At 55.5% G+C, this 16,166-nt stretch carries 7 protein-coding genes; 4 read left to right on the forward strand and 3 right to left on the reverse strand.

Annotation, left to right across the window (positions count from 1 at the left end):
• Positions 1-121: 121 nt before the first annotated feature.
• The 3 genes from Pla52nx_RS17450 (at position 122) to glgB (ending at position 6,025) form a co-directional block, all read left to right on the forward strand.
• Complete coding sequence (locus tag Pla52nx_RS17450; RefSeq protein ID WP_146522070.1) at positions 122-1,810, forward strand: PQQ-binding-like beta-propeller repeat protein; 1,689 nt, start codon at positions 122-124, stop codon at positions 1,808-1,810.
• Between the two features lie 1,107 nt (positions 1,811-2,917).
• Entirely contained in the window at positions 2,918-3,721 is an 804-nt protein-coding gene (locus Pla52nx_RS17455) for a ribonuclease HI (RefSeq protein WP_342190180.1), read from the forward strand.
• A 57-nt stretch (positions 3,722-3,778) separates the two neighbouring features.
• Positions 3,779-6,025 (forward strand): 1,4-alpha-glucan branching protein GlgB, encoded by a 2,247-nt coding sequence (gene glgB / locus Pla52nx_RS17460; RefSeq protein ID WP_146522068.1) that lies wholly within the window; start codon positions 3,779-3,781, stop codon positions 6,023-6,025.
• A 396-nt stretch (positions 6,026-6,421) separates the two neighbouring features.
• On the opposite strand, the gene Pla52nx_RS17465 is transcribed toward glgB, so the two are convergent.
• Both Pla52nx_RS17465 and Pla52nx_RS17470 read right to left on the reverse strand, forming a co-directional pair.
• Positions 6,422-7,312: a polysaccharide biosynthesis/export family protein gene (locus tag Pla52nx_RS17465; protein ID WP_231742295.1), complete on the reverse strand. Its 891-nt coding sequence runs from the start codon at positions 7,310-7,312 to the stop codon at positions 6,422-6,424.
• 16 nt (positions 7,313-7,328) lie between these two features.
• On the reverse strand, positions 7,329-11,216 hold the full coding sequence (locus Pla52nx_RS17470; protein ID WP_231742294.1) for a hypothetical protein: 3,888 nt from the start codon (positions 11,214-11,216) through the stop codon (positions 7,329-7,331).
• A 392-nt stretch (positions 11,217-11,608) separates the two neighbouring features.
• Between Pla52nx_RS17470 and Pla52nx_RS17475 the strand changes: the two genes are divergently transcribed.
• The gene (locus Pla52nx_RS17475) at positions 11,609-14,950 is read left to right on the forward strand and encodes a mechanosensitive ion channel domain-containing protein (RefSeq protein WP_197454893.1); all 3,342 of its coding nucleotides are present in this window, start codon (positions 11,609-11,611) and stop codon (positions 14,948-14,950) included.
• A 229-nt stretch (positions 14,951-15,179) separates the two neighbouring features.
• Here the strand turns inward: Pla52nx_RS17475 and Pla52nx_RS17480 are convergent, their stop codons facing one another.
• The gene (locus Pla52nx_RS17480; RefSeq protein ID WP_342190181.1) at positions 15,180-16,157 is read right to left on the reverse strand and encodes a DUF1207 domain-containing protein; all 978 of its coding nucleotides are present in this window, start codon (positions 16,155-16,157) and stop codon (positions 15,180-15,182) included.
• Positions 16,158-16,166: the final 9 nt, after the last annotated feature.

Here is a 16,166-nt window from a genome sequence, read left to right on the forward strand (position 1 = left end):
TGGCGAGCGTCAGAGCGATTGAGGGGATAGCAGGCATCAGGTGTTTTCGTCCATATTAACCAATCGCCTGTTCGTAGCGGAACCACGGGTCAAATTCAGCCCGCCCACATCCTATTGAACCATGAATCAGCACGACGAATCTCCTGAAGTCGACGTTTCCAGCTCCTATGAGCCGGAATCACCTGTTGCGCCGCCCGGGACGCCCGCTCCACCTAGGTACGACCGAGGATTCCTGATGTGCGTCGGAATCGCTGTACTGGGTTTGGCGGTTGCCGTCGTGGCGCAAGTCTTCGCGCCGGATTTGGATCACCAAAATGCAAATATTGTGACCATGGTGGCCGTCGCTGTCGCTTGCATCGCACTTCTGGTGCTTGCACATCGCAAACTGCGCAAACTAAGCATCGCGTTGGTTCCGGTCTTCACCTTCGGAACGTTTGCTCTCCTGGCGATCCTGTTTCGGTTCGATGGTTTCAGCGGCGAGATGTGGCCGATCTTTGTTTGGCGATTGAGTGGCGATGCATCGATCCCATTGCCGGAGTTGGAAAGCGAGTCGCTCGAAGACATCACGAACCCTGGAGGGCTGGAGTCAGGTTCACTTGATAGAACGTCCCCTCAATTCCTCGGCCCCAACCGAAATGGTGTTTACGCCCGGAGGGACTTTGACGTTCCTCGCACGCTCTCGGACGTGCAGGTGCTGTGGGATCAAGGCATTGGCCCAGGTTGGTCATCCTTTGCCGTCGCTGACGGACTGGCCGTCACGCAAGAACAGCGAGAAGAATCCGAATGCTTGACTGCCTATCGGATCAATGATGGTGCGTTGGTCTGGATGCAAACCCATCCAGGGCTTCACACCAACTTGCTCGGCGGCTCTGGGCCGCGCAGCACACCAACGATTCACGAGAATCGTGTCTTTGCGCTCAGCGCGACCGGCTATCTGTGGTGCGTGGATTTGCATACAGGCGATCTGGTTTGGACGGCGGACCTGAACAGCATCGCGGGTTGGAGCCAGAGCGAATTCGAACAAGTCGCTCCATGGGGACACGCTTCCTCACCGCTCATCGTCGATGGACTTTGTGTTTTGGCTTTTGGTGCACCGGATTCGTTCTCAGGTGGCAGAAGCCTGATCGCAATGAGCACTGAAACAGGAGACATTGCCTGGACCGCCGGCGACGACCAACTCAGCTACGCCTCGCCGGTCTTGTTGACTTTGGCAGGCCAACGGCAAATCGTTTCGGTCAACGAAAGCACCGTTTCGGGACACTTGGTCGGCGACGGCAAACCGATTTGGTCGTTTTCATGGCCGGGATCGACGAACACGGGGGCCAACTGTGCGGCAGCAATCCCAGTGGGTTCCGATCGTGTCTTGGTCGGCAAAGGTTACGGGGGTGGAAGTGCGTTGTACCAAATCTCACAAAACGAAGATGCTACGTTTTCAGCAACCGAGCTCTGGAAGTCCAGCCGGGTGATGAAAACCAAATTCAACCACGCCTGCATCGACGGTGAGATCGGTTTTGGGATCAGCAACGGAGCCGTCCAAGCGGTTGACTTGAGAGAAGCGTCCCAGTTTTGGCTGCAGCCGCGAGCCGATCGCGCCGGACAAGGGCAAATGATCCTCGCCGATGACGTCTTGATCGTCCAGTGCGAGAGTGGAGAAGTCCAATTCATCGCGGCGACACCCGAGCAGTATCGAGAACTGGGCCGCTTGGACCTACTGAACTCCAAGACTTGGAACATTCCCACGTTGGCTGGACGTTATTTGATTGTCCGCAATGATCGCCAAGCCGTCTGCATGTTGCTGCCGCAGAGATAACGTACGTCAGGCTTTCTAGCCTGACACTCAGCCGAAAGAGACCGCTGATTGAATCGAGATTGGGAATGCACGGGTTAGGCTGGGCTGCTCAAAGATTAGTGTTGACACTGCAATTTTGTCAATGTTTTTGTTCCACCTGTCACAATCAAAGTGAGCCTCAGGCGCTAGCCGTGGGCCGGCACCACGTGAGCCTCAGGCGCTAGCCGTGGGCCGGCACCACAATCCGCCTCAGGCCCACGGCTAGCGCCTGAGGCTCACTGGAGGCACCGCAATCCGCCTCAGCCCACGGCTAGCGCCTGAGGCTCACTGGAGGCACCGCAATCCGCCTCAGGCCCACGGCTAGCGCCTGAGGCTCACTGGAGGCACCACACGCCTCAGGCCCACGGCTAGCGCCTGAGGCTCACTGGAGTCCACCAGCTTCGCCGGCAGTAGGGACATAAACTTGCGCAAACCCAAAATGCCACAACCCCAAATTTTGAACAGCCCAGGGTTAGGCTGGGCTGTTCAAAATTTGGGGTTGTGGCGCTGTGGCGTTCTGCAAGTTGCTGTCACGTCCCTCGAACGCAGCTGGGCGGTAACAGTTGCGAAGCACGGCACACGGCGTCTGGCTTGTGTTTGGGCGGATGGTGGTGTTCGTTTTCGACTTGGAAAGTCGATAGCGTGCCCCGCCAAGCGTTTTGCCGTTCCCAATCATTGACTTGCGCAGACAGGCTCCCACCCTCGCATTCGCCGAAACGTCTCAATAAAAACGCCGAAACATCAAGTCAACGCCAGATTTTGAGCAGCCCAGTGTCTCCTGCGCCTTCGGCTGCGGGGCAAACGATGTGACGCCAACCTGAACGGTTGTAGCGACTGACCGCTTTCTGCGATCGGGTGTGAACTTGCGTCGGCAAATTCCTTTGGACAAGCTCCGGTGGCGCGGCAAACTTTGACGACTGCTTAATGTGTACCGAGGATTGTCCGCCCCTCCCTTTCAGTGGCCAAGTCTGAGTGTACAGCGACTGAGGTACCGAGTTCCGCTGGAACGGTACCGCCCATCGAAGGATCGATGCGTCGATGCGTGTGTTTGGATACCCGACGAATCCCCTCCCGCTGGAGCTATTTGCTGTGAAGCTGACCCTGCCACGTTTGTCCGACGCCAACAAACCTGATGCGTTTCAGTACTCGCAAGAAGCTGCAGAGGGTGTCCAAACACATGCGTCATCCTGTGACGCATTCGATCCTTCGCCACCAACTGCCACCCATCACCGCCCATTGATGATGCCCGTCACCAAACAACAACTCCAACACGATGGCCAGTCTGAGTACTTGCTCGTCTGCGAAGCGCGCTCGACGACGCTGAGCGATGGCGCGTGGCGATTCAGCTTGGAGACGGTTGACGGAGTCCAAGTATTAGAGGCCGAGGACCAGGACTTTGGAGACTTGAATCGACTGACTTTGTTGGCTGCCGTCCGTGGACTTGAGGCGATCGAAGGATCGTCGTCGGTCACGCTGTTGAGCAACAATCGTTACTTGATCCGATCCTTGTCCGATTCCCTGCCGCGTTGGCGACAAAACAATTTCATGTGGGAACATTTCGGTCGACGCATCGATGTGCAAAACGGAGACCTTTGGCGACGCGTCGACCATGCTTTGTCGATCCATCGCGTGGAAGCCTGTTTGATCAGCTCACGACTGGTGAGCTTTGGCAACACGGTAAGCGTTGATGAAACGAGCCAAGGTTCCAGTGACGGTCTGATTGTACGGGTTGATAACGCGCACAACGGACCGTCACCGCGACGATCAGCCGATCGACTGCGAAGATTGTTGATGGGTGGCAGCGGAGCGGGCGGCTCCGTCAGCGAGACAGCGAAGGCGAACGCAAGTCGTCGTCGCCGGTTCACCTCACAAGACTTGCTCAACAACGGTTGAGCCCCCTAACCATTTCACCATTCCGCCACTCCTCTGCCAAATCGACGCTAGCGATCCATGCATACCCAAGTCTCCCTTTCCGACATTGGTCGTTTGATCACCGGTGAGTTTGAAAATCCAGCCGCGGTACTCGGTCCCCACGCGGTCGACTGGCGTGGCCAGACGGCGATGGCCGTCCGCAGTTTTCTGCCCGATGCCCGCGCCGCATGGGTGATTGACCGTGCCAGCGGCGTCCGCCGACCGATGCGACAACTGCATCCTGCGGGGTTTTTTGAGGCAATTTGTGACGGTCCCATCGACGGCACCGTCATTAGCGGTGAAGATGGCAGGGTGGGAAACGCCCACTCTCGTTACCGTATCCAGATGGCCAACGACTCAGGCGACATGATTGACATCCAAGATCCCTACGCTGTTCCTTCCATTCTGACCGACTACGACCGATACCTGATGGGCGAAGGTCGGCATCACGACATCTATCACCGTCTAGGGGCACAGATCCGAACGGTCGATGATACCCCCGGCGTGAACTTCGCCGTGTGGGCACCCAACGCACGCAGTGTTCAGGTGGTCGGTGATTTCAACGGATGGGACGGCCGCAAACACGTTGCACGACAATTGCCCAACATTGGCGTTTGGGAACTGTTTGTTCCAGGTGCTAAGACCGGCCAAAAATACAAGTTCCGTTTGTTGGATCACAACGGGCAATGGGTCGACAAGACCGACCCCATGGGCTTCGCCGCCGAGCTGCCGCCGCTGACCGCTTCGATCATCACCGATTTGACGACGCATCATTGGAGCGACGGCGAATGGATGGAGCAGCGTCAGTTGCAAAATCCGATGCACTCGCCGATGAACGTCTACGAAGTTCACTTGGGCAGCTGGAAAAAAGGCCCCGGTCGCACGCACGGCTGGCTGGACTATCGGGACCTCGCCAAGCGACTGACCGACTACTGCCATCGCATGAATTTCACACACGTGGAACTGTTGCCGATCACCGAGCATCCGTTCTCCGGCTCCTGGGGCTATCAAACCGTCGGTTATTTTGCACCGACCAGTCGCCACGGCAGCCCGCAGGACTTCATGTACTTTGTCGATTATCTTCACCAGCACGGCATCGGTGTGATCATCGACTGGGTCCCAGCACACTTCCCCAAAGATCAACACGGATTGGCTCGGTTCGACGGTACCGCGTTGTACGAGCACGCGGACCCGCGTCAGGGTGAGCATCCCGATTGGGGAACGATGATCTTTAACTTCGGACGCAACGAAGTCCGAAATTTCCTCGTCGCCAACGCTTTGTTCTGGTTGGACAAGTATCACATCGACGGACTGCGAGTCGACGCGGTCGCGTCCATGTTGTACCTGGATTACAGCCGAGAAGACGGCGGCTGGATTCCCAATCAATACGGTGGACGTGAGAACCTGGAAGCCATCGATTTCTTGCGTGAATTCAACACGGTCGTACACGAAAAGTTCCCTGGCGTCGTGACCGCTGCAGAAGAGTCGACGGCATGGCCTGGTGTGTCGCGTCCCACGTACGACGGGGGACTTGGTTTCACGTACAAGTGGAACATGGGATGGATGAACGACTCATTGGAGTATTTTCACAAGGAGCCGATCCACCGCAAGCATCACCAGAACGACCTCACGTTCAGCTTGATCTACGCGTTCACAGAGAACTTCATGCTGCCGCTCTCGCACGACGAAGTGGTGCACGGCAAGGGTTCGCTGATCAGCCAGATGCCGGGTGACATGTGGCAAAAATTCGCCAACTTACGCCTGCTCTATTCCTACATGTGGACGCACCCGGGCAAGAAACTCTTGTTCATGGGCGGAGAACTGGGACAGTGGAATGAGTGGAACGAAGACGACGGTCCCGACTGGCTGTTACTGGACTTTGACACCCACCGTGGCATCCAGCAGTGTGTATCTGATCTGAACCGAATCGTGAACGAGAACCCTGCCCTTCATGAACTCGACTTCAGCCACGAGGGATTCGAGTGGATCGACTGCATGAATGCAGAAGACAGTGTGTTAGTCTACATGCGGAAAGGCATGGAAGGTGCCGCGCCGATCGTCGTGTGCTGCAACTTCACCCCGGTCGTGCGACGATCCTATCCCGTCGGTGTGCCAGAAGCGGGTTTCTGGAAAGAGATCTTCAACAGCGATAGCGAAGCCTACGGGGGCAGCAACATGGGCAACTACCCGGGACGCAACACGCGTGGTGAAGGCCATCACGGTCGCCCCGAAAGCATCCTAGTCGACCTGCCACCGCTGGGCGTAACGATCTTCCGTCTGGAGTAATCCAGTACGTCAGCCTCCAGTACGTCAGCCTTTCTAGTGCATCGTCCAGTCTTGATTTTGGGGTTAGCCGTTTTGGCGTTAGCCACGGTTGAGTCGCGAAAACCGTGGCTAACGCCAAAACGGCTCATTTATCAAACCCACGTTCCAAGACTGGACGATGCACTAGCCCGGATTATTCATGCGACTCAATACGGTCATCGCAATACGTTTGCACGAAACGACTTGCGCGGATTGGCACGAAAACAGTCTGCGCATATCAGCCGCCACGCGATAGCGTCCGGTTCTTGCACCTATACTCGGGAACCGGACGCTATCGCGTGCCGGCTGATGAATAATCCGCGCCTAGGCTGACGTACTTGGGGAAACGTCAGCCTGGAAAGGCTGACGTACGTACTGCTACCGCTCATAGCTGCGGCAATGGGGACAACTCTTGTCGCTGCCAAATGCCACGCTCTGCTTGACATCCTCCCAGAGCGTGATGCTGGGAACATAGATTCTGTCTCCCGGTTGGAGCTGGTAGTTCGTCGACACGTCGCCCAGTTGCACCACTTGCTTGAAGCATACCGGCAGGACTTGTCGCGGCTGACCATCCAATCGCGGACGTGTCAGGATGATCTTGTGCTCGTTTGCCCGGTCCGACAATCCACCGGCCGCAATCAGAGCATCCAGTACCGTGTCGGCACCGATCAAAGGATACGACCCTGGCGCATTGACTTCGCCCATGACGTAAAACTGTGCGTCTTCTTTGTTGACCAGTCGGACGCTGATGCCGTAGTCGACGACTTCCTCGGCCGGGGCCGAGCCGGAGTTTCGGTGTGAGGCCAACGCGATCCGGTTTTGGCTTTTCTCCGTTTCTCGCGATGCGACACGCGTTTGGACAAGCTGTTGAATCTCGTCCGTCGTCATCCCCATGACCATGAAACGTCCATAGTCACCCAACTCAATCGTGCCATCCTGCTGAACCGTCTGATCGCTTTGAATACGAATGGGAGAGTTGAAGTCGTTTGGTTCGATGACCAAAACATCGCCCGCCTCCACTCGCGACGGCGGCAAGGCGACCTTGGCCAATTCCGTTGCGATATCAGAACGATGGCCGACGCGTTCACGCAAATGAGTCGCGTGAGGCAACAAAGCATTCGTGTTTGCCGAAACCGGAAGCCCGATGGATGCCGCTGTTCGACAACCTGTCAATGACAGCATGGCGGCAATGCACAGAGCCAAGCAGGTCCCCGTCACGCTCACCGGATTTCGCCTGGCAAGAATGGGAAAAGGAAAATTTCGATTCATCATTCGGCTCTCGTATTCATCGGAGTTGTCGGTTCTGTCGAGACTGCTCGGCGATGTTGGCCACGTCGGCCCCAAATCCGGCAGTCAGAAAGAATCGCAATGTGTCTTGAGTCAATTGTTTTGCAGGTTGCAGGCGTAGGGTTGGTTTGTTGGCGGTACCACCGACGTGAACGTGCACCACACGATCCTTCATGGCTTCGTTCGCTTTCAAGACCAATGCGACAGGGGCAGGAGCAGCTAGCATCAGCGGTGAGTCCGTTAGGAAACTCAAGCCGTCGGCCGGCCCCACCGTGCCCGTTGCGGCGGTGATGTCAAAGTCCAAACGTCCGTCCAATGATGCCGCTCCATCCATCAGCACCTGGACATTGCTCTGCGTGATTGCCAGACGATCAACGTGCAGTTGCCCATTGGAAAGTCGGCCACGCATGACGCCGGTGTTGTCACGAGTGGCACCAAGGGAAGGGCTCAAGCGGACCAATTGATCAAGTTGATCCAGGATCGGCAGCTCCAGGGAATCGACCTGCGCCATCGTCAAATCAAAGTCTCCCGCGATCTGCTCCGGTCTGGTTGCCCGCCTTGCCCACAGGTTGACTTGGCCGTTCAGGATTCCCGCACCCGTGGTGTTGCCCCGTATGAGTCGAGTGGTGTCGATCTGGCTCAGCTTGGCAGTCAAACGCATGTCCAGTGCACGGGAATATTCGCCCTCGGTGGCGACATTGATCTTTCCGTTGCCAACTTCCACCACTCCTGAGCGACATCGCCACGTCAGGTTCTTTGTGGACGGCGTGATCGTCCAGTCGAATGGCATTCGAACCGCGCGTACGTTCAAACTGGCAACGGTTGAATTGTCCGCCGAGACGTCCATTCGTCCCGCCAACGTTTGGCCGATTCGTCCCGAGACACGTACACTGGCAGTACCAGAAACGCTGCCCAGGGATCGTTGTATCGGTGCTGCCGCCTGACGTAGATTGACTCGATTGGCGCTGAACTGAAACGTCCCGCGAGGATCGTTGCCCAACAGGACCTCCGCGCGACCATTGAGCTGGCCGTCGGCAAAACGTCCGTCGATGGACGTCAGTTTGATCCGATCAGGATACAAGTCGACTTTAGCGGTGATCATCTGCGAGAGTCGCGCGGAGTCCCATCGCAGATTCTCGAATGAGCCAGTGGCGGAACACATGGTCCCGTCGCGGACATCGGCCTCATTCCGCTTACACGTCGCATGCACAAGTCCCGACAGTGGATGCAAAACAGGGTCCAATCGCAACGTGCTGATGCATTCATTGATCGCCAAGCCCTTGATTTCCGCTTCACCGAACAGCGGCAATCGACGTAGGTCCGCCGGGGCGTTTGCGAAACGTAGCAGCTCCGCCCATTCGCCGGACAATCGACCGGTCACGCTTCCTCGCATGCAGTTGGCTTGGGAAGTGACCGACAGTACTCCGGCTGCGAGTTTGATTTTGCCACCCGCGTTTTCAATGGGAATCCGTTCTACCAAGAATCCTCGACTGATCACCCAAGCTGAACCAGAGAGATCTTGGATGGCTCCCGACAGAGCGAGTGAGCAACCGCCGTCGAGGGTGCCCGTCGCGCTCAGCGAGTTTGAAAACACCCGCGACAGCCGGGGTATTTGGATTCCCGAGAACTCACATTCCAGCGTCGATTGATTCCATTGAAAAGATCGAAGCATCGCGAGAAGGGAGAACTTGCCGCCGACGAAATCATTGGATGCACTCTGGATTTGCAGGCCGGTGTTGTCGGCAACCCAGTTCAGGTTCGCTGAGCCGATGCCGGTGCCCGCATAGATCACATCCTTTGCCACTGCCTGACCAGACGAATGAAAGTTTCGTTCTTTCGCGTTGCCCGAAAAGCGTCCCGCAAGGAATCCGATTCCGGTCAACGGGACGTCCATCTGCAGCGAGGTCGAGCACACGTCGGCCACATCGGCGAGTGATACCGGTCCTGCGGAGAATTCTGCATCTCCGATGAGATTCTGCTGCAATCGTCCGGAAAGAGCGATCGTGCAAACGTTCTCTCGCCAACGCAACGTGGTCGGTGCGACGGTGACGTCGCCCTTGTTCAGGTGCCCAACAAGAATCACGTCGTCGATCGGCTCTCCGGCAACCACTAGGTTGTGAGAGGCAAACGTTGAAACAACATTCCACCGCTCGGGGTTCGCGATCGACTCCGATGCAACACGGAGCGAGATTTGATTGGACAGGGAGCCGCCCCACAAATCGGCGTGCATCCCAAAGGTTGTTGCAATGTTGGTCAGATTCGTCAGCTTGAGATCTACCGAGCCATGGACAATCGGTTCCTCCGAGCTTGTTGTCAACGAACCGCGAGCAGAGGCCAGCATCGCGCCTTGTGAGTCTGATACTACGATTTCAGGAAAGCCAACCTTGATCTTGCCCGCATCCAAGACGCATGTGATTTGGGAATCGGACAGTTTCATTCCGTGGCCTCGAATGCCGGTGCTTCGCAAGGTGGCATTGGCTTGAACGGTTGACCAATCGAGTAGTTCATTCAGAGATGCTGAAAATGAAGCATCGCCTCCAACGGTTCCTGAAAGATCGTCGATCGCCAGACTTTGAGAGAGACATCGCAGATCGATGTCGGGCAATGTAACTTGGCCCATAATCGAACCTTTCACCGCAGTAAGCAAATCGAGCGGTTGCGAACTCAGGTCGACTTGGCCACGGCAGTCCGACTGAAAGCTGGCATCCGTGAGTGCAAGCTCATCGACTCGGATGTCATGCCCGCGTGCTTTGATGGAGTGATCGAATCGGATGCTGCTGCCGTCCCAGTTCACGGACGAGCGAGTCGTCACATCACCCAATGCCTTGATTGCGATCGGCAAATCAAGCAGTCTCATCAGCGGTGTCAAATTGCAGTTCGTTACTTCGCTCGTGATTTGGGCTGTCATGGGTGCGACCACCGCGTCCGTTGTCGCTTTGAGCTTGGTTTGCCCATCGAGCATTTCAACGGTAACATCGAGATTCAGCCCCTGGTCATCCATGCTGGCCAACAGTGTCAATTGCTCAACCACAGTACCAAAGTCTTTCGCGGCAACGTCATCCAACGTCACACGAATCTGCACGGGGTGTTTTGCAAAGGAGGCCTGCTGACCGGCATGATTCACCGTTGCGTTCACAGAGAATCCCGCACTGAGTGAGGACCAAGGTTCCGAACTGGGCATCAGACCGCGAGGAATCAGATGTCTGTTGAAACGGCAGTGATTAATCATCAACTGCGACTTACCGACGAAACTGGTCAGGTCGATCCTGCTTTGAAATGCAAGTGTTCCACTGAATAGGTCTGTGATCTGAGCACGCACAACGGCAAAGTGTCCGAAGTGTGCGGCGAGATTTGCACCGGCAATCAAGATCTTTTGCTCTGCGTCCTGGTGAACAATAACGCTGGCATTGGACACCTTGAGGGATCGAATCGGGATCGTGGGGGAACCACTTTCGTTTCCACTCGACTCAGGGAATTGAGACAGCAGTTTGCCATCAGCGGCAAAATGCAGATGGAGTTGGGGGTTGGTGATCGAAACCGAATCGAGCCAAACGCCGCTCAGCAAGCCCTGTAGAATCGATGTAGTGATCGCAACTCGATCGACTTGGATTTGAACCTTGGTCCTATCATTGGGTTCAAAAACTTGCATGCCGTCGACGCGAATTGCATTCCAGCCGACGAAGACACGATCGATCTCAACCTTTGTCCCCAGCAGTGAGCTTGCAACTCGCTGGGAAACCGCTCGTGAAACCCAATTCCGAGTTACAAACAACACGGCAGCCAAAACCAACAGCAACTGGCAGGCTCGAAAGAGCAGTTTTCGGGCGTATTTGAGCGAGAGCAAGCAGGTTGTCCTGCGTTGATGGAGCAAATGGGCGGTCAGCACTGACGATGGACCTGGAGGTACATCAGGCTTGAGCCCCAGGTCAACGTCTCCTGTGCCTTTGACGCATTGTCGCCGAACGAGGGAGGATAGGACGCCGCTAGGGAATCTGCCCCGTGCGCCGGGTTTCTCCATTCTTAGAGGACATCGGGGAGAGATCACATCAACCACATCCTGCGATTGTGAGCGTGTGGTTGATCATTCTCTACGATTCGGTCAAACAATAGGCTCAAACGATGCAGTGTCGGTCGAGTCCGTCCAGCTCACGTTTATCTCGATACCTCCATCTCTCAGTCTGACGTATGAACACAGCGAATCGAGCCGACCGATCGAAGTTTCCGCCAACAGAGCGGGACCATGGTGAGAGGCGATGGGTTTCGTTGCTGGTTTTGACAATGTTTCTCGTCTCTGCGGGGTGGACCCGGGGGCAAGACGTCAACGGCCAAACCAGCAGTTCCGGCAACAACGACATCTCCATCGAGTCTGTCGAGAAAAATTTGGCCGAGTTGAGTTCAGATTCGAACTTGGACGAATCCAGCGTCAAGCAACTGGAGGGAATCCTGCAACGCGCAAAACAATCGCTCGGCGAGGCAGAGAAATTGGACGCGCAAGCGAGTCAATATAATCAAATGGTGGAGGACGTTGCACAGGAATTGATGCGCGTCGATTCCGCGATTCTGAAAATGCAAGAGACGCCAACTGATGTCAACGCGGATGCCTCTGTAGATCAAATCTCTCAGCGTTTGACCGCTGCGAAGAGCGAGTTGAGCCAAGCCGTTGCCAAGTCAGCCGAGTTGTCCGGCGAACCAACACGACGAAATAAACGGCTCACTGAAATCCCACAAGAGATCACCCAAGCGGAGACGGCGCTTGCAGAGATTCAAGAGCAGCTTTCCGCACCGCTACCGACGAATGAGACGGACTGGCAATCTCAGGCAAGGTTGACTTTGCTGAAAGCGCAATCTCGTGAGTTGAATGCGCGAATTGAATCGCTTCGGCAAGAGCAAGCTGCGTACATGGCAACCACGGACTTACTGCCAAAGCAACAAATGCTCGCAAGCCAAAGGGCTGATCGCCTGCGTTCCGAGATCGATCGACTGCAAACCGCTTTGACGAGCAAACGCTGGTTGCAAGCGGAAGACGAAGCTCAAAAACTGCAAGAGACACTGCAAAGCGTTCCCGCTGCCCTGCACGAGTTGGCCAAGTCCAACTTGGTGATTGCCAAAAGCCAACAGCAGATCATTCAGGATTCCGAAACCGCAAACAACCGATTGACAGAAATACAGCAATCATTTGACAAGGTCAAATCCGATCTGACGACCGCGTCCGAGAGGGTCACCGCTGTCGGACTGACGGATGCGTTGGGGATGATGCTACGTGAACAACGTGACAGTTATGAAACCTTGCGTGCGAAGTACCGACCACGTGTTGACTTGAGCGAGAAAGTCGACGACTACAGGATTGCCGCATATCGTTTGGAGGATGAAGCCGAGACGATTGATAAACAACTTGCCTCCGCGGAACCACTTGCCATCGACTGGAGAACTCAAGATCTGGATTGGTCCACGCTTAGCCAGCAACAAGCCGAACTGGTCTTGCTACATCGTCGCCGTGAGCTGATTGGGCAAACACTGCAATCGCAAAGCAGTCTGGTTCAGACCATGTTGACCACAGACACTCTACGTCGCGAACTCTTGCAGGCGATCGATCGCTTTACGGACTTCGTCGATCGCAATCTGTTCTGGACTCGCAGTGCGCCGGCGTTCTCCGTTTCGGAGTTGCAGCAGATGCCCAAGGCGGCGGAATGGTTTCTGTCGCCGAGCAATTGGCAAAGCGTGAGTGCATCGACGATCGGTACCGTCCAATCGCGTCCTTTGAAGTCGATCCTGTTGATCGTTTTGGGAATTGCAATCATGTTGTCGCGTCCCAGAATGCGACGCGTGGTGTTAGCCGAAGGCAAGAACGCATCTCGGTTTGATTCTGGATATCGTGAAACCGGAATCACGTTGCTGGCCACTGCGACATCGGCCGCTTTTTGGCCCATCGGATTCGGCCTGACCGGTTACTTGCTGCTTTCCAATCCCGTTGGCAATGATTTCGCGAGGGGGCTGGGGGCTGCGGCAACCGTGGTCGCCATCTATGTCGCATCGCGTGAATTGCTCAAGGAAGCCTGTCGCGATGGCGGGCTTGCGGAAATCCATTTCGGTTGGATCGATACGCTCCGCCGCTATTTGCGTCGCCACATTCGCTGGTACACGCTATTGGGCGGCATTGGAATCTTTCTGATGGTCGCCTTGCATTCGCACCCGAATCCCGAAGTGCGGACTTTTGGCGGACGAGTTTCGGCAACATTCTTGTTTTTGGTCACGGCGATCTTTCACCACGTTCTGTTTCGCAACAGCAGTCCGCTCTACCATCAGATCGCAAAGTCGTCTCCTGATTCCATCTTGATTCGTCGCCGGCGAACGATTTGGTGGTTGAGCACTTTGCTGCCGGTTTCATTTGCCCTGATGTCCATGGCCGGGTATCTCGACACGACCTATCGATTAGGGCGGTCCCTGCAATCGACGTTTCTATTGTTGGTCATTTGCATCATCGCACTTGGCCTCGTCTCTCGTTGGCTGACCTTGCATCGTCGCGACGTGATGATTCAGCGTGCGAAGGAGAAACGCAAACGCAGGGCGGAACAAGCGGAGCAGCAGGAGAAAGCAGGCGTGGCGGAACTGGGTATCGAACTGGACGAAGACATGCAGTCGGACTTGCCAACGCTCGATCAACAAACCCGCCAGACGGTTTCGGCCATTGCGGCGATCTGTGTGGTCCTCGGCTTAGCATTTATCTGGAGCGACGTTTTACCCGCGCTGAGATATTTTGACGATATCACTCTTTGGCAAGTCGGAACGGGCGAATCCATCGAAACGGTCAGTCTGTTGGACATCGCATACGCGATCCTCGCTACTGGCGCGATTTTTCTCGCGTCGAGAAATCTGCCCAGCATGTTGGAACTGCTGGTTCTGAGCCGAACCACGCTGGATAGCGGTGCCCGGTATGCGATCAGTTCATTGCTGAGTTACGTCGTTTTGGTCGTCGGTGCACTGGTGATCATGAATTTGCTGAGTGTTCCCTATCAGCAACTCGGTTGGCTACTCGCTGCGATCTCCGTCGGCCTCGGATTCGGATTGCAGGAAATCGTCGCAAACTTTGTCTCCGGAATCATCCTGCTCCTTGAACGACCCGTACGCGTGGGCGATGTGGTGACCATCGACAGCACGACGGGAGTCGTTTCGCGAATTCAGATGCGAGCGACGACGGTGACGAGCTGGGATCGCAAGGAGCTGGTGGTGCCGAATAAGGATTTGATCACTCAGAAACTTCTGAATTGGTCTCTGTCCAATGTCATCAATCGATTGACTCTCGAAATCGGAGTCGAGTATGGCGCCGATCCTGATCATGTTCGTGAGATCTTGCGAGACGTCGTCACCAGCCATCCAGAAATCATGGACGATCCACCACCGTTGATCAACTTGGAGACATTCGGCGACAATGCCTTGATCTTTCATGTGCGATTCTATCTGGCAACCTTGGAAGCCCGAATTGAGGTCACACACCAAGTCAATGCGAGAATCGCCAAAGCGCTCTCGAAAGCCGGGATCTCGATTCCGTTTCCTCAGCGAGATGTCCACTTGCGAGTGGAGGATGGTGCAAAACTGTTGCAGCCACGCAATACCGAGGAGTGACTTATCTTTAGGGTAGTGGATCTTGTTAAAGATCCTGTAGTGGTGGGATCTTTGGCGAGATCCACTACGGCAAACCCTAACTTCTAGTTGTCCCAGACCAATAGTGCATCGTCCAGTCTTAGAACGTGGGTTCGGTAGATGAGCCGTTTTGGCGTTAGCCACGGTTTTCGTGACACAACCGTGGCTAACGCCAAAACGGCTAACCCCAAAATCAAGACCGGACGATGCACTAGTAGTCGAACCAAATACCCAAACCGGCGATGGATTCTCGCCTGGTAAAGAACTCGTATTGGCTTGTCGGTCCGTCACTGTAGTGAAGACCGAATCGAAGTCGTCTTCCTGACTTGGGGCCAAGATACCCCATGCCGACTTGAACGGAAGTCGAGACGTCGTAGTCAACGGCTTGACGAAAATTGAAATGGGCCGCGGCAAACGGCATCAATTTTCCCGGACGATTGGGGGCGGGTGTGAATTCAGCACCTGTTTGAAACTGGTACCGTCTCGCCCCATCGGATGCGCGAAAGGCATTCGCCATTTCGCCGTACAACCGTATTGCGTCGACGGGTTTATAGCTCGCCCCCAGAATCATTGACTCGGTGACATAGTTGATACGAGTAAACGTCGGGTTGCGAACCAAGAATTCGTCGCCGACGTGTGAGCTGATGTGAAAGTAACCGAACTTCATCGCCCACGGTCCTTCCGACTTCGTGATCAAGGTGCCAAAACGATAGTCCATCGATTCGACGTCCTCGGCATGTTGCAGATCCAATCGGGTCATGACGGCTCCTTCGAGATCCCATTGCCATCCCTTCGGATCCAATGCTCCTGATGTGCCGTACCGCAACAGACCGACACGGCCACCCAGCGTTGCATCCCAAAAGAAATCAGCGTTATTGTTTTGCGTGATCACCATCGAGATGCGAGGCTCATGTGGATCCGCCAGATAGGAGTGCCATAGCAATCCGTCGGGCAGCACCTCCCAGCCCCGTTTCTGAGGATGGGTCGGGTGAACAGAAACGCTGTACGGGGACGAATGATGCACACCACCGCGACTGCAGATCGCGTCACATTCCGCGCTGACATCATCAATCATGCGTTGTCCATCGTCAAAGACGGAACTGAACTCGTCAGCAAACTCCACTTGATCCGGGTACCACTTTTCGTCGAGCTCAACTGCCCATGTGTAGGAGCTTGGAGTATGGATCACTATCCGGAG

This window comes from Stieleria varia (assembly GCF_038443385.1).
Lineage (GTDB): Bacteria > Planctomycetota > Planctomycetia > Pirellulales > Pirellulaceae > Stieleria > Stieleria varia.